Source organism: Parabacteroides caecihominis, assembly GCF_023656785.1.
Lineage (GTDB): Bacteria > Bacteroidota > Bacteroidia > Bacteroidales > Tannerellaceae > Parabacteroides > Parabacteroides segnis.
In genome coordinates, this window is the sequence record NZ_JAMOKS010000002.1 from 121,585 (window position 1) to 146,540 (window position 24,956).

Sequence of the window (24,956 nt, forward strand, 5' to 3'; positions counted from 1 at the left end):
TATTAATCATGGAAAAATATATGGAAATAACACCTGACGAATCGGATGGTTTCATCATAAACATTGGACCGCAACACCCGTCGACACACGGCGTACTCCGCTTGCGTACCCAGCTGGACGGTGAAACGATCCTGAATATGGACCCGTACCCGGGTTATATTCACCGGGGCATCGAAAAGATGTGCGAATCGTTGGGATACAAACAATTTATCTATCTGACGAGTCGGATGGACTATCTCTCAGCCCACATGAACAACCAGGCGTGCGCTCTCTGCATCGAAAAAGGAGCCGGCCTTGAAGTTCCGGAGCGTGCGCAGGTGATCAGGGTTATCATGGCGGAATTACAACGTCTCGCCTCGCACTTGCTCTGGTGGGGTTGTATGGGATTGGATATGGGAGCCGTTTCTCCTTTCTTCTACGCTTTCCGCGAACGGGAAATGATACTCGAAATCTTTGAAGAAACAGGTGGAAACCGGTTAACGATGAACTATATCACTCCGGGTGGAGTCATGCAGGACCTGCATCCTGATTTTGTACGCAAAGTAAAGGAGGTCATGGCCTCTTTGAAGAAGCATGAACATGAATACGGCGAACTGCTGACCGGCAATATCATCTTTCGCAAACGTCTGGAAGGTGTCGGTATACTGACTCCCGAACAGGCCATATCGCTGGGTTGCACAGGTCCTGTGGCAAGAGGTTCCGGCATTTCGTGCGATGTTCGTAAACATGCGCCCTATGATGTTTATGACCGGGTAGAGTTCAAAGAGATCCTTTTCACCGGAGGGGATTGCATGAACCGCTATATGGTGCGGATGGAGGAGATGAAAGAATCAATCTCCATCATCGAACAACTGATCGACCGCATACCGGAAGGTTCCTGCCGCAACAAACCCAAAGGGATGCTGAAACTTCCCGAAGGGGAATACTACCAACGGGTGGAAACGGCACGGGGCGAACTGGGAGTCTATATCGTTGCCGACGGTTCTGCAAAGCCTTGGCGTGTGAAATTCCGCACTCCGAACTTCAGCAACCTGACAGCGCTCAAACCATTATCGATCGGTTCGAAGGTTGGAGACCTGGTAGCCATCATGTCGACACTCGATCTGATAATCCCTGATATTGACAGATAAACACGAAAAAGAAATGACAAGTTTACAAATAGATTTTACAGGTCTCACCCAATGGATCGGACAGACATTGTCCGAATATCTGTCACCAGGCTGGGCGCTTGTTGCCGAATTGATTCTGGTAGCTCTTGCCCTTATCGTCATGATCGTCGTCCTGGTTATTCTAATGATCTACGCCGAACGAAAGATAGCCGGATTCATGCAACTTCGCCTCGGTCCGATGCGGGTGGGTTGGTGTGGTTCGATACAGGCCATTGCCGATGTATTAAAGCTGTTGCTGAAAGAATGTGTCACACCGTTTAAGGCGGACAAGTTCCTATTCGCACTCGCTCCATTTATTGTTTTGACCACCAGTTTTCTGGCATTAGTCCCATTTTCCTACGCACCGGGATTACAACTATGGGATATCAATATCGGTGTCCTTTACGTTACGGCTGTTTCTTCGATCAGCGTTATCGGAGTGATGATGGCAGGATGGGCGAGCAACAACAAATATTCTTTGCTGGGTGCTATGCGTAGCGGTGCACAAATCGTAAGTTACGAACTCTCGGTCGGCATGTCGCTGATAGCCGTGATTGCCATGAGCGGTTCACTTTCCATCCTGGAGATTATCAATTCGCAAGCCGACGGATGGTGGATCTACAAAGGACACATTCCCGCGATTATCTCCTTTATAATCTTCATCGTCGCCTCAACAGCCGAACTGAACCGCGCTCCTTTCGACCTGGCGGAAGCCGAACAGGAACTGACTGCCGGATTCCATACTGAATATTCAGGAATGCAATTCGCTATGTTCTTCCTTTCGGAATACACCAATATGCTGATTGCGTCCATGATGGCCGCAACCGTATTCTTCGGAGGCTGGCAACCACTTTACATTCCCGGACTCGACGGTTTTAATGCCGTAATGGACTATATCCCGGGATTTATCTGGTTTTTCGGTAAAGTATTCTTTGTTGTGTTCCTGATTATATGGTTCCGCTGGACATTCCCCCGTATCCGCATCGACCAGTTGCTTCGCCTGGAATGGAAATACCTGTTGCCGATCAGTATTGTCAATGTGCTTCTTGCAGCAACAGTTGCAGTATTTGAATGGTATATATAATAAAAGAAGGAGAATTGAATATGAATAAATGTATAAACTATCTATATTCCATCGGTGCTGCTATCGGTTCGCTCGGTAAGGGCATGTTCCGCACGTTCAGCAGCCTGGTACATCCCAACCGGATACTGACACAGCAATATCCGGAGAACAGGGAAACAACGCTCTATATTCCGGAACGTTTCCAGGGAGAACTTCATTTGATTGAGGACGAAAACGGCGAACTGAAATGTACCGCCTGCACCCTCTGCCAAACAGCCTGCCCCAATGGTACGATCCGGATCGAAGTTGAGAAGATTACGACTCCGGAAGGAAAAAGCAAACGCGTACTCAGCCGCTACATCTACGATCTGGGACGTTGCACATTCTGTGCCCAGTGCGTGGATTCCTGTAATTTCGGTGCACTGGAAATGATCAATCAGTTTGAAAACAGTGAATATGACAAACGGAAACTGGTGAAGCTCCTCAACGAACGTCACCTGCCCGACAACAGAAAGGAGGAACAAGCATGAATGCCGAATCGATTTTATTTTATGTGTTATCAGCCGGGATACTCACACTGGGCGCTCTTTGCGTGTTCAGCCGGAGTATCTTCCGGTCAGCCGTTTTCCTGCTTCTCTGCCTGATAGGGATTGCAGGATTATATATCATGATGGAGATGAACTTCGTTGCCGCCTTACAGATCATGATCTATGTAGGAGGAATCGTAGTACTGATCATCTTCTCGATCTTCCTGACACATAACACGGGCTCCAAACTGCCGTTGCCTATCCCACGACGGTTATTCTGGGCATTGTTCCTACCCTTTACCGGTTTTATGCTGGTATTGTGGGTACTGTTGCAGCATCCGTTCCGGTCGGAAGTAATTTCTTCCAAGGCATTGGACATTCATGAGATCGGACATCAATTGTTCAACCTGAATGAATATGGATATATCTATCCGTTCGAGATCGTCAGCGTATTGCTGCTGGCAGCCTTGATCGGCAGTATCGTAATTGCACAGAATGATAAAAAGAAAAAATAAAAACAGGAAAAGATTATGGAACAAATACCTCTTTCACATATACTGATACTGAGTTCGGCACTCTTCTTTTTGGGAACTTACGGCTTTTTTGCCCGCCGGAACCTGATCACAGTCCTGATGTCGACCGAATTGATCCTGAACAGCGTGAATATAAACTTCGTGGCATTCAACAAATACCTTTATCCCGAACAACTCGAAGGCGTCTTCTTCACGCTCTTTATCATTATTGTGGCAGCCGCAGAGGTTTCGCTTTCTATCGCGATCATTATCAACCTCTACCGGAAATTCAAGACAATAGATATTGATGACACAACGACAATGAAATACTGAGCAGCATGAATAATTACGAACTATATACAGGATTAATCCTTTTGCTACCACTGGCCGGGTTTATCACCCTGGCACTGACAGGGAAGCGGTTCGCCCCACACGGAGCCGGCATCCTGGCGACCGTGTTACTGGCATTGACCACCCTGCTGTCGTGGACAGTGGCTTACGGCTATTTCTTTGAATTTGGCAAACAAGGGGGAATTTATCGACCTTGCCGGCTAATGGACTTCGAATGGCTACCTTTCACCGACTCACTATCCATCCATATAGGAACGACTCTGACGCCGATCATCGCAATGATGCTGGTCGTTATCCCGACCGTATCGTTACTCGTCCATCTTTATAGCATCGCCTATATGAAAGGAGAAGAGAGGCTAGGCAGTTATTTTGCCTACCTGCAACTATTTACTTTCTCCATGTTGGGGTTGGTAATGGCTTTCAACATCTTCCAGGTTTATTTCTTCTGGGAGCTGGTGGGTGTATCTTCCTTCCTGCTGATTGGATTCTACTTCAAGCTGCCGGCTGCTATCGCAGCAGCAAAAAAGGCATTTATTGTCACTCGCTTTGCCGACCTGGGGTTCTTGATCGGTATCCTGATGCTGGGTGCGGGAGCCGGCTCTTTCGATATCGAACAAATCATCAGCAGGCTGACCGATCCCGGTTCGCTTTACCTGGCCTCTTTTACAAACGGTTCATTTCTGGGATTCTCCACACTGACATGGGCGTTACTGCTTGTCTTTGCCGGAGGAGCAGGTAAGTCAGCCATCTTCCCGCTACATGTTTGGTTACCGGATGCGATGGAGGGACCTACACCGGTCAGCGCCTTGATCCATGCGGCTACGATGGTTGTTGCCGGAGTCTTTCTGGTGGCACGCCTGTTTCCGGTTTATGCGATTTCTGCTCCGGCAGCCCTGGAAATGATTGCGATACTAAGTGCCTTCACCGCCCTGTTCGCAGCAGTGATAGCCTGTACACAAACAGACCTGAAGAAAGTGCTGGCCTATTCTACCATTTCACAAATCGCTTATATGTTGCTGGCACTGGGAGTAGCCGGATGGGGTAAAGAAACAGCCGAAGGCTATACGGCTTCTATGTTCCATCTCTTCACACATGCATTCTTCAAAGCGGCCCTTTTCCTTTGCGCCGGGGTTATCATCCATCTGGTTCATTCCGGGAGACTGGAGGATATGGGAGGTCTGCGAAAGAGTCTGCCTGTCACACACATTGCCTTTCTGCTGGCGGCTTTATCCATTTCCGGATTTCCGTTCCTGTCGGGGTTCTTTAGTAAAGAGGCTATTCTGGCTGCTGCCTGGGTGCACCATCCGGTGTTATATACCGTAGCGCTGGTGACGAGCGGGCTGACAGCATTCTATATGTTCCGCATCTATTTCCTGGTCTTCTTCAATAAGAAGGCGAAAGAAGTAAAAGCACACGAGCCGTGGCAAATGGCATTGCCGCTGATCGTATTGACCATCGGTTCCGTATTGGCCGGATATATCCCTTTCGGCGAACTGGTGAGTGCCGACGGTATTCCGTTCAAACTGCATGTTAGCATACTTTCCAGCATTCTGCCTGTATCGGCAGCACTAATCGGTATGCTGACTGCCGCTTTATTCTATGCTACGCATAACAACAGACCGGCAGTCGTTGCCAAAAGCCTGGGGAGTTTCTATCAATGGGCTTATCATAAGTTCTATATCGATACGGTCTATCTGTTCTTCGCCAAACAGGTGATGGACAAAGGATTCGGCGGAATGTTCTCATTTATCGATACACATATTATACAAGCCAGCCTCAACGGACTGTCGGACGGGACCTATTCTTTCAGCCTGCTGATTAAACGGATGCAGTCCGGACGTATCCAGACATACGGCTTCTTCTTCCTGGGAGGAATTTTATTAATGGCCATATTACTAATTATTCAATACATTTGATAAGATGGACTTACTAACGATACTTTTACTCATACCCGGCATTACGCTCCTCTTCCTGTTCCTGGCCAGAGGACAAGCGGCAATCCGGTGGGTGGCTGTAACAGGCGGAGCTATCCAGTTATTTTATACGGTCTTTCTCGCCTATTGCTTTATACAAGAGAAAATGATGGCTGGCAATACCGGTGCCTTGCTCTTTACAAACTCGTTCAACTGGTTTGAACCGTTGAATATAAACTTCAGCTACGGAATAGACGGCATCTCGCTTCTGATGATACTGCTTACGGCGCTGGTCGTATTCAGCGGCATATTGGTATCCGGCAATATCCGGGAGCAGTCCAAAGAATTTTACGTCTTACTCACATTGCTGGGATTCGGGGCTTATGGCTTCTTTATAGCCACAGACCTGTTCATGCTTTTCTTCTTCCTTGAAATAGCCGTCATCCCGAAATACCTGTTGATAGGCATCTGGGGATCGGGAGCACACGAGAAGAACGCCATGAAACTGGCACTGATGCTGATGGGAGGTTCGGCGCTGGTCTTTATCGGCATTGTCATGCTTTACTATTTCAACGGGGAAGCTACCGGACATTTTACCTGGAATTTACAGGAATTGGCACAAACCCATCTGTACATTGGGTATCAGCGGCCGTTATATCTGCTGACCTTCATCGGTTTCGGTGTTTTTACAGCTCTTTTCCCCTTTCATTCCTGGGCTCCCGACGGACACTCTTCGGCACCTACTGCCGCCTCCATGTTCCTGGCAGGGGTATCCATGAAATTGGGAGGATACGGTTGTCTGCGGGTGGCCACTTACCTGTTCCCTGAAGCAGCCGGTGAGTTGTCGTGGATATTTATCATTCTTGCCTCAACCGCCATTCTTTATGGGGCAATCGTTACCCTGAGACAAAAAGACCTGAAGTATATGAATGCCTTCTCGTCTGTCAGCCATTGCGGATTCGTGATACTGGGTATTGCCATGCTTACCCGCACGGCCATTACAGGAGCTGTGATGCAAATGGTTTCACACGGAGTTATGACCGCCCTTTTCTTCGGTGTAATCGGGATGATCTACCAGCGTACGCATACCCGGCAAATCAGCGAACTGGGAGGCGTGCTTTACCAGGCACCGTTTATCGGTTCCGCTTTTCTGATTGCCGGACTTTGTTCGCTGGGATTACCGGGCATGAGCGGCTTCGTTTCGGAGATGACGATCTTTGTCGGTTCCTGGGAACGTACCGGAACATTTTACCGGGTCGCGACTTTAATCGCTTGTTCATCTATTGTAATTACAGCTGTTTATATCCTTCGGGCAGTAGGTTCGGTAATATGGGGAGAAGTACGCAATAAGGCGGTCAAAACCATGACGGATGCGACACCGGCTGAAAAGCTGGCATCAGTCTTACTGGTGGCTGCCATCTTCCTGATCGGGACTTGTCCGTTTTGGGTGATTCGTTTAATCGACAGCGACAGCCTGGCCATTGCCCAACGACTGTTGACACAGGCCTTTCAATATTAACTTATAAAACAACTGATTATGAGTACCGAACTCTTCACCATATTACGATTTGAATTGATTGTATGTGTCCTGATTTTCCTTCTGTTGGTTATGAAGCTAATGGATGCGGACAAATCACGCAAGCCGTTGCTTTGGACGGTCAACATTCTTTTATTCATCAATTTTGCAGCCAGCTTTCTGCATATTCCGGATGCGACACTGTTCGATGGTTTCTTCCGCACCAACGATCTGATTGAGTTGGAAAAGACAATCCTGAATCTGGGTGTCCTGCTAATCCCGTTGTTGGCTTCACGCTGGCTTTATAAGCATGCGGATATCAGTATCGAGTTTTATATACTGATGCTTAGCAGTTTGCTGGGCGGTTTCATTACACTGTCGAGCGGGCATGTGTTGATGTTGTATCTGGGTATTGAAATATCGACTATTCCTATCGCAGCCCTAGCTAACTTCAATAAACACGAACGACGTTCATCTGAAGCGGGTATTAAGTTTATCTTGTCTTCTGCGTTCTCTACCGGAATGCTTTTATTCGGTATTTCCCTGTTGTACGGAGCTTATGGAAATCTGAGTTTCGATTACTTGCAGACAAATCTGACTCCAAACTTGCTGACATTACTGGCTTTTGCCTTTATGATGGGCGGCTTCTTCTTCAAAATGTCCGCCGTTCCTTTCCATCTATGGGCAGCAGATGTGTACGAAGGGGCTCCGATGGCTGTCACCAGTTATCTGTCTGTCGTCTCCAAATGCTCCATTGTTTTTGTATTCGTATCTATCCTGATGACGGTGTTCCAACATTTATCAGGCGAATGGCTCGAAATCATTACAGTTGTTGCCATCCTCAGTATGACGGTGGGCAACCTGTTTGCAATGCGTCAGCAAAATCTGAAACGTCTGTTGGGTTTCTCGTCTATCTCGCAGATTGGATTTGTGCTGGTCGGCATCACGGGGAACAGTATTCTGGGACTCGACTCAACTCTTTATTTCATGTTCATCTATGTTCTGAGTAATATTTGTTTCTTCGGTGTGCTTGGAGCCGTTGCAGATGCAACCGGCAAAGAAGATTTGAACTCATTCAAAGGGTTTTACCGGACGAATCCGTTCCTGGCGCTAATGATGGGCATTAGTTTACTTTCATTGGCAGGCGTCCCTCCCACTTCGGGATTCTTCGGGAAATTGTTCCTGCTGGCTTCCGCGATGGGCGACCGGATGTATATACTGATTGCCTTTGCCGGTATCAACCTTGTTCTTTCGCTCTACAATTATCTGCGTGTCATCAAATATCTCTTTATCGATACGCCCGAAGAACGGTTATGCGTCGGCAGAACAAAGATTATGACAGCGACACTAATGTTTTGCTGCATCGCCATCCTTTGCATAGGATTCATATCTTCGGTCTACCAGTATATCGACTGGGCGGGGCGACAGACGTTCTAAAAGTATAAAAAGGACTATCCCCAATGTATCGGATAGTCCTTTTTTGTTTTTATTAAAAAATCTACGTATCTTTCGTAACTATTTATTACTAAAGAGATACACCATGAAAAAGAGCACTCTATTCATTACCCTGGGCCTTCTCGCAGCCTGTTCCGGCAAACCTAAAGAAACAAAGGTTTCTCTTGAAAACAAGGAAATAGAAACTGAGATTCCGGTAGTAGACCTGGCAAGTGTAATTAACCAACAAGTCCCGGACACATTCACCTGGAACAGTATTGCCAAAAACATTCAACTGATCCCTATATCTACCAGCAACAAAACACTGATGGGAGTTTCCAGAGGAGTAATTTATATGGGTGAAGATTATTATATCATAGCAGAATACCAAACCCAAACTCTTTACCGTGTGGATATGAACGGCAAAATTCAAAAAGCATTCAGGCATGTAGGAAATGGTCCGGGCGAATACGTCTACCTTACCCGCATCAGCTTCAATCCGGAAGATTCAACGATTCAGGTATTCGATAACGGGAACCAAAAACGAATCTTTTATGATGTCAATGGAAATCTCCGAAAAGAAATATCGCTAAAAGATAAAGAGATAAATTCCCCTCTCCTTATCAAGGATAACTATATGGTCTGCCGAGGAAATCCGGAATCTCCCTATCAATTATATATCACGGATAATGACCTGAATATCCGGCAAAGCCTGTGCCCGTTCGACTCGACACTCACTATCTGGGAGAAAGCGGCAACCCATCTTCAAACAAATCGTTGCAACAATATGGATATGCTATTATTCAACCATGCCCCGTCGGATAGCGTATTCACCGTTACAGATAAAGGGCTTACCCCTCTTTTCATTCTAAAAAAAGGAAAATATGCCATTCCTTCGACAGAAGTAAAGAATTTCATAAATCTAGTAAAACAGGGCGATCCACATATCTTGTCACTGCAAATTCATTCTATACCCGGATATTACCTGATCTGTTATCTCCAAAATCAACAATACCGGGAAGAAATATGGAGAAAATCCGATAATCAGATTATTTCCAGATTTATCAGTACCAACAACGAATACGGCTATCCCGTTACATTACCTTCCGGTAAGACAATCCGGGTAAGCTCTAGTAATATGTATAACAACGGAAATAAAATAGCACTATTTATACCTGCGGAGGATGTGACCGGTGAAATTGAAGGAGTAAAAGAGGATGACAACCCCGTGTTATTGATTATGGATATTGAATAGTTTATTCATTTTTAGCTGTTTAGTATTGCATTTTCAGTATTATTTTCCTATTCTTGCATATGCTAAGCTTAATCATAATATTATGAGTAGATTCATTATTATACTATTATTGGCTATTATCTCCGGAAGTAATAAGTTGGCTGCACAAATCGACAGTGCACAATTCTTGTTGCGCAGCTTCGAAAACGGATATGTATATTACAAAGATGGCAGGACATTCAATGTGCCGCTAAACTATAGCCTGCTTATCAAAAAATTCCTTTTTCAGGACCAACACGACAATAACAATATCAAAGAGTTCTCTGAACCGGATATGGTGGCTACCATCAAGATAGGAGAAAGGATCTTTCTTCCAACGAAAGACGGGGCCACCGAAGTGCTGCAAAAAGATCCTCCTATTTTCGTCCAGTACAGAGGTGCATTAAAATGGGAAGGCAAACAGGTCGGTTACGGAGGGCGTTCGGAAACATCGGCGGTCGACTCCTATTCCTCTTTCCAGTCAGGAAACACGACCCATAAGCTGGAAACGGAAAAGCTGATTCTCAGTCGTATCGACAAAATATTCCGGATAGAACGTAACGGGAAACAATTCAGGTTCCTCAATGAGAAGCAATTCCTCAAAGCGTTCCCCGACCATAAAGAGGAACTAAAGAAATATGTCGATGACAATAAAACGGATTTCAACGAGATTGAAGACGTATTGCAGATTTATAATCATGCAGTAACCTTATAATGTATCACACCTTGTCCTCTCCGACCGGCAAAACAAAAACAAAACGGGCTCCCTGGGTATAAGACGAATCTACATATAGTTTTCCTCCCAGGTGTTCAGAGATAGCCATACAGATAGACAACCCTAACCCGGCCCCTTGTTTGAAATTATCTACTTTTTCAAAACGGTTAAAGATAACTTGTTGTTTATCCAGAGGAATACCACAACCCGTATCTGTAACCGAAATAATTACTTGCCCGGGGTTCGGAGCAACCTTATAGTCAAGATTGATCTCTCCTTCCTCCGTGAATTTAACCGCATTACTGAGGATATTCAATAATAGCTGTTGTAATCTAAGAGGGTCTGTCTGAACCATTAGCGGTTCCTCCGAATGAGTAAATGTCAGATTTACCTTTGCCGCAACTCTGTTTCGAACTGTGTCGAGTACCTGTTGACAACATTCCCTGATATTGGTCGTTTGAATATTTAAAGAGAGCTTATCCGTATCCAGACGGGACAAATCCAAAACATCACTGACCAGATTTAAAAGTAAGTCCGAGTTATTGCTAATCACTTTTATATATTCAGCACGTTCTTCTTCCTCTGAGCCTTTCAATAAACCGGAAAAACCGACTATTGCATTCAAAGGCGTTCGTATTTCATGACTGATATTAGCCACAAAATCAGTTTTCATTTGTTCCGCCCTCTCCGCATTTTCCTTTGCTAAACGAAGACCCTCATGTGTATCCTTCAATACTTGCTTTTCCTCAAACAATGTATTCTTTAATTTCCTGGTATGAAAAGAATAACGGATCAGCAGTATAAGCGCGACCAACAATATTACAGCAAACAAACTTAATAACCCTGTCTGTAGTTTTTGATTTTTCAATTGTTGCTGTTGGCGGTGCATGTCCTGATTCTTCTTTTCCTGTTCATTCAAAATCTGGATTGTCCGCAATTGGTCTATCTGGCGTATGTAAGCTGTTTTCTTTCTTTCCTTTGTGGCCTCCAATGCCTGTTGACGAACTTTCAATGCCTCTTTCTTCCTCCCCAACTTCTGCAAAATATCAACTTTGAATTCCTGTACAATATTTTCTGTTTCCGTTGACTGGTCGATATAATAAAATGCCTGTTCATAATCCTTCAACATATAATAATAGGAAGCCATCGAATAAAAATAAAGAGGAGAGACATAAGAATTAAGTATATAATTCATATAAGGCTTTAGACTTCCTACTATTTTTCTTGCATTCTCAGACTCATTCAATTTTGAATAATATTGTATACTATAAAGATAGAATAAAGCATATGCGTCATCAATAGGAAAAACTTTATGTCTGACTGTAGTACCCGTTTCCACTTCATTTATCCATTTCCTATAATCATCCAACAAGACCTTTGCTTTCTCATACTCTCCCAAAAACAGATAAGTACGCAATAAATTCTCCGCAACTTGCAACTCATAAAAAACAGGGGTTTCCGTTTTTTCCAATATAGCCATACAATTTTCTAATGCAGAAGCAGCCTCTTCATAACGTTCGGTAAGCATATATACCAAACCCAGATTCTCATCACTATAAACAAGCCCTAAATCATAATTGATTTTCTCTGCCATTATCTGCTGTTTTACAGCCTCATTCATTGCCAGTTCATATTCCCCATTCACCAAATAACTACGACACAGCGCATTATGAGCAGATAAAAGTTCACCCGGGATTTCATTACGGACATTTGTCAAAGAATCTATATAATTTACCCAGTACATCAAACTATCCAAATGGTTTTCATTTGAATAACAACGTGTCAAACCGTAAACAACCCAATAAGTACAAGCAATAGAATCTGCCTGGTCAGCCACCTCAAACAGTTGATTTAGATAAAGCTTTTCCTCCGGCTTATTCCTATTGACAGAAACCAAAGTTCGCAATATCGGGATTTTTTTATCCACCTCTTTCGTTTCAGATAAAACGTTTAATAAACTATCTGATTTATGAATCAGTACCGAATCTACCTCTGCCTTCAAAACAAAAGATCCACAGAATAGAAGCAACAATAAAGAAGTCCGGAAACCATCGTTTATTAAAAAACGCCCGGTAACCGATTTACAGATATTTAGTATGCCCATCATCAATTTTCCCATAAATATCCCTTTTATCCGGCCATAGAAAGTCTGAATATGAAACGTGTTCCTGAAGTATATGAAGAGTCTATAGAAATAGAAGCATCAAGACGTTTGGCTATTTCACGACAAATCGCCAGTCCCAGACCGACTCCCTGCTTAAACTCATCGACTTTCTCAAAACGATCAAATATCGTTTTATGCTTATCCAGAGGAATACCACAACCCGTATCGGTAACAGTAAACAAAATATATTGAGACGATGCATCCATTCTATAATCCAGATTTATTTCTCCCTTTTCTGTATACTTAGCAGCATTCAACAACAAGTTAACCAGCAATTGCCGAACTCGTGAACAATCGGTTTTCAAGATCAAAGGCATATCCGGATTAGTAAACGTCAATTTCACATTTTCATTTACTTTTGGCCTGATTCTGTCCAAGGCCCCCTGACAACATTTTGCTATATCAACTTCAGTTATATTCAAAATGAAATTGTCAGCCTCCAATTGGGATAAATCCAGGACATCATTGATCAATTTAAGAAGTAACTCTGTATTTTTATTGATGATATCGATAAATTCTTCCTGCTCATCTTCAGACACTTCATCCAATAAAGCAGAAAAACCTACGATTGCATTCAAAGGAGTTCGTATTTCATGACTGACATTTGCTACAAAATGGGTTTTCATTTGATTCGCCCTCTCAGCCCGTTCTGTGGCAAGGCAAAGTTCTTCCGTAGATCTTTTCAGTATGTTTTTCTCATTCTCCAAAGCATTTTTCAATTTGCGGATTCTGAGCGAATAACGAATCATACCGAATACAAACACAATCAGGATACACACGAATATCAAAAATGCAACCAAAAGTTTTTGTTTTTCGAGAATTTCCGACTTTTGATCCTGCAACAATTCATTTTGTCGTGCCTGATCATTCAACTCATGCAAGATATGAAGCCGGTCCATCTGACGGGAATAAGTTGCAGTACGCTGGCCAGTAATCAACTGAAGTGCCTGACCGGACGTATTGAAAGCATTGTCTATTTTCCCGGCATCTTCATAGATACTCATCTTCTCTTCAAGTACTTCAAGACAAGGATCCACTTTAAATGATTGATTTATGAAATATAAAGCTTTATCATTATTAGAAATAGAATGGTAATAACGGGCCATAGCCAAATAATAAACAGAAGTATAGCTCGGTCCATATTCTGCATTCATATAATGAGTTGCCAGCGTGACTGCCTCTTTTGCTTTATCAAACTTTTTCATTGCAACATAATAGTTAACGGAATAGGCGTATAATATGCAGAGATTCTCTTTTGGGGGAATAGCCTCCTTATCTAATATGGATTTATAAAGATCCAAAGTCTGCTTCATTTTACCCAGATCGCCCGCATTCAATGATACATACATTAAATATGACATAGCGGATAATTCAAAGGTGGTACTAACTTCCTCCGTTTCGGGAATTAATGACAAGCTTTTTTCAAAGAAAGGAATGGCCTCCTGATAACGACCGATAAAGAGGTAGATCAACCCGATATTCACATTAGCATAGACTATATTCTTTTTATTTCCGGATATCTCAGCTTTCATATTCAAACTGACAGCTTCATTCATCGCGATCTCATATTCACCATTAACTATATGATAATGACAAATTTGATTTTGTATATCAAACAATACCCCGGGATCTTTATCTTCAGCTTCAGCCACAGAGTCAGCCAATATATGGAGTCTGTCTATCTTTTCACTCAGTTCTTTTGTTTGCGAAAGGATATAATCTATACTCTCTATATTTTGTTGAGTTTTAGCATTTATCTCCATCGAGAGCATTTCAACCAAAATAAAGACAATATAAAACAAGCGCATTATACGAAACACAAGATCGTATTTTGTGTTCATCCGCACACTACTTTTTAGTTGTATATATTATATGCACATAAAAGTGCAATATTCGCAAAAAAGCCTGAGATTACAAACTTTTTTTGAATAAAAAACGGGCCATATTCATTGAAGAATAAAGCCCGTTCTTTTATCTTTATTAAAATAGAAATTATCTACCCTGACGTTTGCGTTCTGTTTCGTCCAGAATAATTTTACGCATACGCATATAATTCGGAGTGATTTCTACATATTCGTCTGCCTTGATGTATTCCAAAGCATCTTCCAGACTGAATACGATAGGGGGAGCCAATGAAACTTTATCGTCAGAACCCGAAGCACGCATGTTCGTCAATTTCTTTGATTTCGTTACGTTTACAACCAGGTCACCTTCTTTTGTGTGTTCACCAACTACCTGACCGGCATAAACATCTTCCTGTGGAGAGATGAAGAAACGACCGCGAGACTGAAGGTTATTCAATGCATAGGCAAATGCCGTACCTGCTTCCATGGCAATGATGGAACCGTTGTTACGACGTTCGATATCTCCCTTCCACGGCTGATATTCCAGGAAGCGGTGAGCCATAATCGCTTCACCGGCAGATGCTGTCAGAACTGCATTGTTCAGACCGATGATACCACGTGAAGGTATATTGAATTCAAGATGCATACGGTCGTTCTTGCTTTCCATCATTGTCATCTCACCTTTGCGCTTTGTCACCATATCGATGATACGGCTGGAAGATTCTTCCGGGAGATTGATAGTAAGCTGTTCAACCGGTTCGCATTTTACACCGTCAATTTCTTTAATGATTACCTGCGGCTGGCCGACCTGCAATTCGTATCCTTCACGACGCATCGTTTCAATCAACACAGACAAGTGGAGCACGCCACGGCCATATACCAACCATGAATCGGCTGAATCGGTAGGAACAACACGCAAAGCCAGGTTCTTGTCCAACTCTTTCTGAAGACGTTCAAAGATATGGCGTGATGTAACGAACTTACCATCTTTACCGAAGAACGGAGAGTTGTTGATGGTAAAGAGCATAGACATCGTCGGTTCATCGATTGCAATCGTAGGCAGCGGTTCCGGCTCATTGATATCAGCAATAGTCTCGCCAATCTCGAAACCATCGATACCAATCACGGCACAGATATCGCCGGACTTAACTGAGTCTACTTTCGTACGGCCCAAGCCTTCAAAGATATCCAATTCCTTGATTTTCGATTTCACCATCGAACCGTCTCGTTTGCACAACATGACATCCTGCCCTTCGCGCAACTCACCACGGTGAACGCGGCCTACAGCGATACGACCTACATATTTGGAGAAGTCCAGCGATGTAATCAACATCTGGGGAGTTCCTTCCAACACCTTCGGCTCCGGAATATATTTGATGATAGCATCCAGCAATGCATAGATATCTTCGGTCGGCTTCTGCCAGTCTTCAGACATCCATCCCTGTTTAGCGGAACCATAGATTGTCGGGAAATCCAACTGTTCTTCGGTTGCATCCAGGCTGAACATCAGGTCGAACACCATTTCCTGCACTTCCGACGGACGGCAGTTCGGCTTGTCTACCTTATTAATAACTACGATAGGTTTTAATCCTAATTGAATTGCTTTTTGCAGCACGAAACGTGTCTGAGGCATCGGGCCTTCAAAAGCATCTACCAACAGCAGGCAACCGTCGGCCATGTTCAATACACGTTCTACTTCACCACCGAAGTCGGCGTGACCCGGGGTATCAATAATATTGATTTTGCAATCCTTATAATTAATAGATACATTCTTAGCTAGAATAGTGATACCTCGTTCTCGTTCCAGGTCATTGTTATCCAGGAACTGGTCCGGCTCTGCCTGTCCTTCACGGAAAAGCTTACCGGCTAATAACATCTTATCCACGAGCGTCGTTTTGCCGTGGTCTACGTGCGCGATAATCGCGATGTTTCTGATTTTTTGCATCGAAGACTAATTTATTGGCTGCAAAAGTACGACATTTTTACGATATGTATGTGATATTCATGTTGCAAAATATAAAAAAGATACTGAAAAGAGTTGTCAGACCAAAAAGTTATGCATATCTTTGTCGCCGCTTAGATAATATAGTATCAATTTATTAAAGTAAAAAGAATCATGTATTTAGATTCAACAAAGAAAAAAGAATTATTCGAAAAGTATGGCAAATCAGCTGCCGACACAGGTTCTGCTGAAAGCCAAATTGCACTGTTCACAGTTCGCATTGCACATTTAACAGAACACTTGAAAGCTAATCACAAAGATTACAGCACTGAAAGAGCTCTGAAAATGTTGGTAGGTAAACGTCGTCGTTTACTGGATTATCTGATAAAAACGGATATTACAAGATACCGTGCTATCATCAAAGAACTTGGTATCAGAAAATAAGAAACTACTTCGCAGGAAGTTACAAAAGGGCAACTCTAACAAGGGTTGTCCTTTTTTTCTTTCAGTAAATTACATGGTAAAATAAAATATTAATGTAAATTTGCGGCGTTTAGTTACAAATTAAAAGATAATCTAAAAAATAAACATACTTATGGGAAACAACAAAATCATCGGAGCCAAAATTAAAAGTATCCGTGAATCAAAACAACTCACTGTTGAGGAAGTTGCCGAACGTTCCGGCCTGAGTACAGAACAAATCGAACGTATAGAAGGTAATGTAGATTTTCCTTCACTGGCACCTCTTATCAAAATAGCACGGGTACTCGGTGTCCGCCTGGGTACATTCCTTGACGACCAATCCGAACTCGGCCCGGTTATCTGCCGCAAAAAGGATAGTAATGACTCCAACAGCATCGGTTTTACCAACAATTCGATGGAAAACCGCAAACATATGGAATACCATTCACTGTCGCAGGATAAATCCGGCCGCCATATGGAACCGTTCCTGATCGATGTTTCCCCTTCGGAAGACGGCGTTGATTTTGTTCTTTCCACACATGAAGGCGAAGAGTTCATTTATGTACTGGAAGGCGTACTTGAAATAAACTACGGAAAGAATACCTATATATTGGAAGAAGGCGACAGCATCTATTATGATTCGATTGTTGCCCACCACGTTCATGCCGCTGCCGAAAGCACGGCTAAAATCCTTGGAGTTGTTTATACCCCCTATTAATGTTAAAGAAAGGATATGGAAATACAACTGCAAGATAAGACATTAGGCCAATGGCTGGAACATTGGGCCGAAACGACGCCGGACAAGGAATATCTGGTTTATTCCGACCGCGACCTGCGTTTTACATGGAAAGAATTCAACGAACGTGTCGACCGGATGGCAAAAGGCATGCTCTCTATCGGTATCGAACACGGCACCCATGTCGGTATCTGGGCAACGAATGTACCCGACTGGCTGACATTCCTTTATGCTGCCGCCAAAATCGGAGCCGTAGCCGTTACCGTCAACACGAACTATAAACAGAACGAGTTGGAGTTTCTGGTAGAGAATGCCGATATCCACACCATGTGTATCACCGAAGGCGTATTTGACGGCAGTTACATCGATATGATGTACACCATGCTTCCCGAACTAAAGGAATCGCAACGCGGCTATCTGAAAAGCAAACGCTTCCCGAGACTGAAAAATGTCGTTTATATCGGCCAGGAGAAATATCGCGGTATGTATAACACGCCGGAGCTGTTATTGCTGGGCGAAAATATAGAAGACGACAAACTGGAAGCTGCTAAAAAGCTGGTTGACTGCCACGATGTAGTCAATATGCAATATACCTCCGGCACGACAGGCTTCCCGAAAGGGGTTATGTTGACGCACCATAATATTGCGAACAACGGTTTGCTGACCGGCGAGCATATGAAATTCACCGCAGACGACAAACTCTGCTGTTGTGTTCCTCTTTTCCATTGCTTCGGTGTGGTGCTGGCTTCCATGAACGTGCTGACACACGGTTGTACACAGGTTATGGTCGAGAAGTTCGACCCGCTGGTGGTACTGGCCTCTATCCATAAGGAACGGTGTACGGCACTTTACGGTGTACCGACCATGTTCATTGCCGAACTGAACCATCCGATGTTCCCGATGTTCGACCTGACTTCGCTCCGTACCGGTATCATGGCAGGTTCGCTCTGCCCGGTGGAACTGATGCGCCAGGTGGAAGAGAAGATGTTTATGCGTGTAACCAGCGTTTACGGTCTGACGGAGACATCACCCGGTATGACCCATTCACGTATCGACGACCCGGCAGAAGAACGTTATAATACTGTCGGACGCGACTTTGAATTTACGGAGGTGCGTGTCATCGACCCCGAAACCGGCGAAGAATGTCCGGTTGGCGTACAGGGAGAAATGTGCAACCGCGGTTACAACAACATGAAAGGTTATTATAACAATCCTGCCGCCACAGCCGAAGTCATCGACAAAGACGGCTTCCTGCATAGCGGCGACCTCGGCATAAAAGACGAAAACGGCTTCTATCGCATTACCGGACGTATCAAGGATATGATTATCCGTGGCGGAGAAAACGTTTACCCGCGTGAAATAGAGGAATACCTTTATCACCTGGAAGGAGTGAAAGACGTTCAGGTGGCAGCCGTCCCGTCCAAGAAATACGGCGAAGAAGTCGGTGCTTTCATCATCCTGCACGAAGGTGTTACGATGACGGACGACGTAGTGAAAGACTTCTGCCGCGGCAAGATAGCCCGCCACAAGATTCCGAAATATATCTTCTTTGTCGATACCTTCCCGATGACCGGTAGCGGCAAGATTCAGAAGTTCAAGCTGAAAGACCTCAGCCTGAAACTGCTGGCCGAACAAGGGATTACTCCGGTATAAAACGAAAACATATTAAAAGCACAGGGCTTTTGCCCGGCAAAATAGCCGTTGATTAGTCTCAGCGGCTATTTTCATTATAATGCTACGGCTCAATTGATTACAGTTTCCTCGTAGTTTCCCGTTTAGGAAACTGTAATTCCCTGCGCAGGGAACTGGAGTTTCCTCCCATGGAAACGCGCGTTTCCTGCTGAAGAAACTAGCGTTTCCTTAGCAGGAAATTATGAAGAGATAAGCAGACGGATATGTTTGTCCTTGCAAATCATCCGTACAACTCAATAATTTGTTATCTTTGCCACACATTCAAAATAATTATTATTTATGTCACAATTATTTCCAACTAATCTGCCTTATAAAGTGGCAGATATGAGTTTGGCTGAATTCGGTCGCAAAGAGATTGAAATCGCCGAACACGAAATGCCGGGACTGATGGCTCTTCGCCAGAAATATGCCGCTCAGAAACCTCTGAAAGGTGCCCGTATCACCGGCTCACTGCACATGACAATCCAGACAGCAGTGTTAATCGAAACATTAGTTGCGTTGGGAGCAGATGTACGCTGGGCAAGCTGTAACATCTTCTCTACCCAGGACCATGCCGCTGCGGCTATTGCTGCAACAGGTGTTCCCGTTTTTGCCTGGAAAGGTGAAACTCTGGAAGAGTACTGGTGGTGTACCGACATGGCACTCCGCTTCCCTGACGGAAAAGGTCCGCAGATGATTGTAGACGACGGAGGTGACGCTTCTCTTCTTGTTCACATGGGGTATCGTGCTGAAAACGATGCAGAAACCATCAATCGCAAAGGTGGTAACCACGAAGAACAGGTTATTCTGGATACATTAAACAGTATCCTGAAAGAAGATAACCAGCGTTGGCATCGTACGATTGCAGAGATGAAAGGCGTTTCCGAAGAGACAACGACCGGCGTACACCGTCTGTACCAGATGATGGAAAAAGGCGAACTGCTGGTTCCGGCCATCAATGTGAACGATTCGGTAACGAAATCCAAATTCGACAACCTGTATGGCTGCCGCGAATCGCTGGCCGACGGTATCAAACGTGCTACCGACGTGATGATTGCCGGTAAAGTCGTGGTAGTTGCCGGATACGGTGACGTGGGTAAAGGTTGTGCACACTCCATGCGTTCTTACGGAGCACGTGTGCTGGTTACTGAAATCGACCCGATTTGTGCTTTGCAGGCTGCTATGGAAGGATTCGAAGTTACAACAATGGAAGAAGCGGTTAAAGAAGGTAATATTTTCGTTACTACCACCGGAAACTGCGATATCATCACCATCGGCCACATGAGCCAGATGAAAGACCAGGCAATCGTTTGCAACATCGGTCACTTCGATAATGAAATACAGGTAGACAACCTGGTGAACTATCCGAACATCAAACATACCAATATTAAACCGCAGGTTGACAAATATACGTTCCCGACAGGAAACTCTATCTTCCTGCTGGCAGAAGGACGTCTGGTGAACCTGGGTTGTGCAACCGGTCACCCTTCCTTTGTAATGAGCAACTCATTTACAAACCAGGTACTCGCACAGATGGATTTGTGGCAGATGGCTTACGAAGTGGGTGTTTACCGTCTTCCGAAACGTCTGGACGAAGAAGTTGCCCGCCTGCACCTTGAACGTATCGGCGTAAAACTGTCTACATTAAGCCCCAAACAGGCCGACTATATCGGAGTTCCGGTAGAAGGTCCGTATAAGGCTGACCATTACAGATATTAAAAATAATTAGCCAATAAAAGAATGTGCCAATATGCCAATTTAGGAAATAATTAAATGAATTACTATTTCCATTGGCTTTTTGGCACATTCTTACATTAGCTAATTATTAATTGGCATATTGGCACATTAACTAATTGGCAAATTATTATGTTATACCGAAGCAAAGCACCTTTCAGACTGGGAATTGCCGGAGGAGGAACAGATGTTTCCCCCTACTCCAACCTCTATGGCGGTGCAATCCTCAACGTTACCGTCAATTTATATGCCCACGCCACCATCCGCCCGCTCGACAACGGGAAAATCAGGTTTGTCCATATCAATGAAAACATTACAGAAGAATTCGACGCGGTAAGCGAACTGCCTCTCGACGGCCCGTTAGTACTGCAACATGGCATATATAATTCAATCGTTTCGCGTTATAACAACGGAGAACCTCTTTCCTTTGAACTGATCACCCAGATGGACGTCCCATCCGGTTCCGGCCTTGGCACCTCTTCCACTTTGGTTGTCGCCATCCTCGGAGCCTTCACCGAATGGCTGCGGTTACCACTGGGGAAATATGATATTGCCCATTACGCTTACGAAATCGAACGCATCGACCTGAATATGGCAGGAGGCAAACAGGACCAATATGCCGCTACCTTCGGAGGCGTTAACTTCATGGAGTTTCTGGAAGACGACAAAGTCATTGTCAATCCTCTCCGCATCGGCGATGATATCTTGCAGGAATGGGCCATGAACACCGTCCTTTTCTACACCGAACAACAGCGTTGCTCCGGAAAGATTATCGAAGAACAGGCCGAAAACGTCAAAAACAATAAAAACGACTCGCTGGAAGCCATGCACAATGTCAAGCATGAAGCATTCCGCATGAAGAATTGCCTGCTGCGGGAAGAATTGCAGGAACTGGGAAAAGCGCTCAACACCAGCTGGACCAGTAAGAAGAAAATGGCCCGCAACATCTCCAACGAATTTATCGACCATATATACGAAACTGCCATGGCCAACGGTGCCCTGGGCGGTAAAATCTCCGGTGCCGGAGGAGGAGGATTCATGTTCTTCTACTGTCCCGGCAATAGCTGCTACAAAGTGTCCGAAGCATTGGACAAGATGCATATCGGACATATACAACAATTTGAATTTTGTAAGAAAGGATTGATTACATGGACAGTAAAGGAATAATCAGAAAACGGCTAGCGCAACACCGCGACATTATCGAACAGATACTGGCGGACGAGAAGTTGCAGGACACAATTGCACAGATTACCGACACGATTGTCACCTGTTTTAAATACGGAGGAAGGGTTTACTTCTGCGGAAACGGTGGAAGCGCCGCCGATGCACAACACCTGGCAGCCGAGTTCTCCGGCAAGTTTTATCTGGAACGTGACATACTGCCGTCTGAAGCATTACACTGCAACTCTTCTTACATCACAGCCGTATCCAACGACCTGAGTTTCGAGATCATCTACTCCCGGCTGATTTCGGGTATCGGAAAGGCAGGCGATGTCCTGGTCGGCTTATCCACTTCGGGCAACTCCGCCAACATCGTAAAGGCGTTCGAGACATGCCATGAAAAAGCAATTACAACGGTAGCTTTTACCGGTGCCGACGGTGGCCGCATGCGTGAACTGACGAAGCTACTCATCAATGTGCCGTCTACCGATACTCCACGTATCCAGGAGGCACACATCACCATCGGGCATATCATCTGTGAATTGGTAGAAGCAGAAATATTCGGAAAGGAATAAGGGATGGAATGTATCATACTGGCGGGAGGAATGGGTACCCGGCTGCAAAGTGTAGTGTCTGATGTTCCCAAATGCATGGCTCCGGTAGCCGGGCATCCTTTCCTGCATTACCTGATTACAACGCTGATTGAAGCCGGATTCAAACATATCATCCTTTCCTTAGGGTACAAACATGAGATTATCGGGGAATGGCTCGGGGCAAACCGCTTCTCCGCTGACATATCGACCGTAGTCGAAGAAGTCCCGCTCGGAACAGGAGGAGCAGTAAAGCTGGCACTTTCGAAAGCCCGCACAGAGAATGTGTTCGTCCTGAACGGCGATACATTTTTCGGTGTGAATTATCCGGAGTTATTAAACCTCCACAGGCAAACCAGCGCATCAGCAACCCTCGCATTGAAAAGAATGGAGAAGTTCAGCAGATACGGGGTTGTCGACATCGAACAGGAATCCCGCCGTATCCTGCGTTTCAACGAAAAGCAATATTGCGAATCGGGCCTTATCAACGGAGGCATCTATCTGATTAACCGCAACGAACTGGACGGCTATCCGGCAAAGTTTTCACTCGAAAAGGATTTCTTTGAGGCAAAAGTCACCACCTCCATCCTTTCCGGATATATATCGGAAGGATATTTCATAGACATTGGTATCCCTGACGATTACGCACAAGCTCAAACAGACTTCAAAGATGGAAGATATAAAGCCTTATAACACATTATTCCTGGACCGCGACGGGGTTATCAACCAGCAACGTCCGCACGACTATGTCAAAACAACCGGGGAATTCATCTTTATCGACGGAGCATTGGAAGCCCTGAGGCTACTCTCCCCCCTGTTCAAACATATCATAATTGTCACTAACCAGCGCGGAGTCGGAAAAGGCATAATGACCCGGAAAGACCTGGAAGAGATACATGCTTATATGATGAATGAAGTCTCCGGACAGGGAGGAAGGATAGATAAGATATATGTTTGTACCGATACCAGCGATTACAGTAAGAACCGTAAACCCAACACAGGCATGGCACTTCAGGCCAAAGATGATTTCCCGGACATTGATTTCCTGAAAAGTATAATGGCAGGAGATAGCATCAGTGACATGCTGTTTGCCAAAAATGCCGGGATGAGAGGAGTATTTATAGGAAACAAATATGGCCCGGGAGAAGTATCAAAAACACTCTACCAGGCCCATTATGCGGATTTGCTGAGTTTTGCTCAGGCTTTCTTCTTATAATGCTTCTTCAGCTCTGCCTCAACGTCTACTTTCTGCTTTAAAATCACCTTGCGGACAAATGCACCGATAAATCCCATACCATAACCGCCTAATTGAATAAAGCTGGTCACGATGGAAAGTAAAGCGATCGGCAGGCTTTTATTGACAAACAGAGATTCCAAGAACAGCGCCAGTATATAAACACCCAACGGCAGTAAAGCCCAGGGACAGATTAACGACGATAACAATAAAAACAACACTCCCAGTACAAAACAGGCAGGCAACAGATGAACCAGCTTCAACGAATCCGGATGCATCTGATATAAATCCACACGCGCCATTCCAAAAACATACACTTGTCTGTAGAATGATTTCAGACTCACGCGGCGCTTATGATACACATAGGCTTCCGGAAACAACTCTACACTAAAACCGGCTTTACGGATACGGGTACTTAAATCAATATCCTCTCCGAACATATCCTTAAAGCCGCCTACCTTCTGATAAACTTCCCGCGAGAATCCCATATTGAATGTACGGGGCACGAACTTCTCCAGCCCTTTCTTACTTCCACGGATACCGCCAGTTGTCAAAAAAGAGGTCATCGAATAGCTAATAGCTTTCTGCATCAGGGAAAAAGAGGCATGTGCCCTGTCCGGTCCGCCGAAGCAATCCGCATTCGTCTCTTTCAGATAGTTCGTAACCTTCTCGAAATAGTCTTCCGGAATAATACAATCCGAGTCGAAAAAGACCTGATATTTACCTTCGGCACGTTCCATACCATAATTACGGGTCAGGCTTCTGCCCGAATTCGGTTTGAAAAAGTAACGTACATTCAGCTGGTCTTCATATTCTTTGACTACCTCGTCGCAACGAACCGCTGAACCATCTTCAATAATCAGCACTTCAAAATCCTTGCAAGTCTGATGCAATAAACTTTCAAGCAACTCCCGAACTTCAACCGGACGGTTATATACGGGGATTATGATTGAGTAAGATATCATA

Annotated in this window: 22 protein-coding genes; 18 read left to right on the top strand and 4 right to left on the bottom strand. The window is 44.5% G+C overall.

What is annotated here, in order from left to right; all coding sequences use genetic code 11:
* The first annotated feature begins 8 nt into the window (after positions 1–8).
* From NBH14_RS01610 to NBH14_RS01655, 10 genes are all read left to right on the top strand, one after another.
* Entirely contained in the window at positions 9–1,130 is a 1,122-nt protein-coding gene (locus NBH14_RS01610; RefSeq protein ID WP_186958122.1) for an NADH-quinone oxidoreductase subunit D, read from the top strand.
* Between the two features lie 13 nt (positions 1,131–1,143).
* The gene (gene nuoH, locus NBH14_RS01615; protein WP_186958121.1) at positions 1,144–2,232 is read left to right on the top strand and encodes an NADH-quinone oxidoreductase subunit NuoH; all 1,089 of its coding nucleotides are present in this window, start codon (positions 1,144–1,146) and stop codon (positions 2,230–2,232) included.
* Positions 2,233–2,252: 20 nt separating this feature from the next.
* Positions 2,253–2,741, top strand: a complete 489-nt coding sequence (locus NBH14_RS01620; RefSeq protein ID WP_250817079.1) for a 4Fe-4S dicluster domain-containing protein — start codon at positions 2,253–2,255, stop codon at positions 2,739–2,741.
* Positions 2,738–3,253 carry an NADH-quinone oxidoreductase subunit J family protein gene (locus NBH14_RS01625; protein WP_186958120.1) on the top strand — a complete coding sequence of 172 codons (516 nt, stop codon included), beginning with the start codon at positions 2,738–2,740 and terminating at the stop codon, positions 3,251–3,253. Before NBH14_RS01620 ends, NBH14_RS01625 begins: the two co-directional genes overlap by 4 nt.
* A gap of 15 nt (positions 3,254–3,268) precedes the next feature.
* Complete coding sequence (gene nuoK / locus NBH14_RS01630; protein WP_186958119.1) at positions 3,269–3,583, top strand: NADH-quinone oxidoreductase subunit NuoK; 315 nt, start codon at positions 3,269–3,271, stop codon at positions 3,581–3,583.
* A gap of 5 nt (positions 3,584–3,588) precedes the next feature.
* Positions 3,589–5,517, top strand: coding sequence for an NADH-quinone oxidoreductase subunit L (gene nuoL, locus NBH14_RS01635; protein ID WP_186958118.1), 1,929 nt, complete (start codon positions 3,589–3,591; stop codon positions 5,515–5,517).
* 4 nt (positions 5,518–5,521) lie between these two features.
* Positions 5,522–7,033, top strand: coding sequence for a complex I subunit 4 family protein (locus tag NBH14_RS01640; protein ID WP_186958117.1), 1,512 nt, complete (start codon positions 5,522–5,524; stop codon positions 7,031–7,033).
* 18 nt (positions 7,034–7,051) lie between these two features.
* Positions 7,052–8,467, top strand: a complete 1,416-nt coding sequence (locus NBH14_RS01645; RefSeq protein ID WP_186958116.1) for an NADH-quinone oxidoreductase subunit N — start codon at positions 7,052–7,054, stop codon at positions 8,465–8,467.
* A 103-nt stretch (positions 8,468–8,570) separates the two neighbouring features.
* Entirely contained in the window at positions 8,571–9,719 is a 1,149-nt protein-coding gene (locus NBH14_RS01650) for a DUF4934 domain-containing protein (protein WP_186958115.1), read from the top strand.
* Between the two features lie 82 nt (positions 9,720–9,801).
* A complete protein-coding gene (locus NBH14_RS01655; protein ID WP_186958114.1) occupies positions 9,802–10,452 on the top strand; it encodes a hypothetical protein in 651 nt (216 codons plus the stop codon).
* 4 nt (positions 10,453–10,456) lie between these two features.
* Here the strand turns inward: NBH14_RS01655 and NBH14_RS01660 are convergent, their stop codons facing one another.
* From NBH14_RS01660 to typA, 3 genes are all read right to left on the bottom strand, one after another.
* Positions 10,457–12,571 (bottom strand): tetratricopeptide repeat-containing sensor histidine kinase, encoded by a 2,115-nt coding sequence (locus NBH14_RS01660; protein ID WP_186958113.1) that lies wholly within the window; start codon positions 12,569–12,571, stop codon positions 10,457–10,459.
* Between the two features lie 11 nt (positions 12,572–12,582).
* The gene (locus NBH14_RS01665) at positions 12,583–14,457 is read right to left on the bottom strand and encodes an ATP-binding protein (RefSeq protein WP_186958112.1); all 1,875 of its coding nucleotides are present in this window, start codon (positions 14,455–14,457) and stop codon (positions 12,583–12,585) included.
* A gap of 151 nt (positions 14,458–14,608) precedes the next feature.
* Complete coding sequence (typA, locus tag NBH14_RS01670) at positions 14,609–16,405, bottom strand: translational GTPase TypA (protein ID WP_186958111.1); 1,797 nt, start codon at positions 16,403–16,405, stop codon at positions 14,609–14,611.
* 171 nt (positions 16,406–16,576) lie between these two features.
* On the opposite strand from typA, the gene rpsO reads away from it, so the two are divergent.
* The 8 genes from rpsO to NBH14_RS01710 all read left to right on the top strand — a co-directional run bounded on the left by rpsO (position 16,577) and on the right by NBH14_RS01710 (position 23,972).
* Positions 16,577–16,846: a 30S ribosomal protein S15 gene (gene rpsO / locus NBH14_RS01675; protein ID WP_186958110.1), complete on the top strand. Its 270-nt coding sequence runs from the start codon at positions 16,577–16,579 to the stop codon at positions 16,844–16,846.
* Positions 16,847–16,997: 151 nt separating this feature from the next.
* Complete coding sequence (locus tag NBH14_RS01680; RefSeq protein WP_186958109.1) at positions 16,998–17,582, top strand: helix-turn-helix domain-containing protein; 585 nt, start codon at positions 16,998–17,000, stop codon at positions 17,580–17,582.
* Between the two features lie 15 nt (positions 17,583–17,597).
* Positions 17,598–19,253 carry an AMP-binding protein gene (locus tag NBH14_RS01685; RefSeq protein ID WP_186958108.1) on the top strand — a complete coding sequence of 552 codons (1,656 nt, stop codon included), beginning with the start codon at positions 17,598–17,600 and terminating at the stop codon, positions 19,251–19,253.
* A gap of 318 nt (positions 19,254–19,571) precedes the next feature.
* On the top strand, positions 19,572–20,990 hold the full coding sequence (ahcY, locus tag NBH14_RS01690; protein WP_122326780.1) for an adenosylhomocysteinase: 1,419 nt from the start codon (positions 19,572–19,574) through the stop codon (positions 20,988–20,990).
* A 147-nt stretch (positions 20,991–21,137) separates the two neighbouring features.
* The gene (locus NBH14_RS01695) at positions 21,138–22,172 is read left to right on the top strand and encodes a GHMP family kinase ATP-binding protein (protein WP_009860735.1); all 1,035 of its coding nucleotides are present in this window, start codon (positions 21,138–21,140) and stop codon (positions 22,170–22,172) included.
* Complete coding sequence (locus tag NBH14_RS01700) at positions 22,154–22,741, top strand: D-sedoheptulose-7-phosphate isomerase (protein ID WP_128132768.1); 588 nt, start codon at positions 22,154–22,156, stop codon at positions 22,739–22,741. The genes NBH14_RS01695 and NBH14_RS01700 overlap by 19 nt, the downstream gene beginning before the upstream one ends.
* A gap of 3 nt (positions 22,742–22,744) precedes the next feature.
* Positions 22,745–23,449, top strand: a complete 705-nt coding sequence (locus NBH14_RS01705; RefSeq protein ID WP_186958107.1) for a nucleotidyltransferase family protein — start codon at positions 22,745–22,747, stop codon at positions 23,447–23,449.
* Positions 23,427–23,972 (top strand): D-glycero-alpha-D-manno-heptose-1,7-bisphosphate 7-phosphatase, encoded by a 546-nt coding sequence (locus tag NBH14_RS01710; RefSeq protein WP_128132766.1) that lies wholly within the window; start codon positions 23,427–23,429, stop codon positions 23,970–23,972. Before NBH14_RS01705 ends, NBH14_RS01710 begins: the two co-directional genes overlap by 23 nt.
* Here NBH14_RS01710 and NBH14_RS01715 read toward each other — a convergent pair.
* Complete coding sequence (locus NBH14_RS01715) at positions 23,954–24,955, bottom strand: glycosyltransferase (protein ID WP_128132765.1); 1,002 nt, start codon at positions 24,953–24,955, stop codon at positions 23,954–23,956. The genes NBH14_RS01710 and NBH14_RS01715 overlap by 19 nt on opposite strands.
* Position 24,956 lies beyond the last annotated feature (1 nt).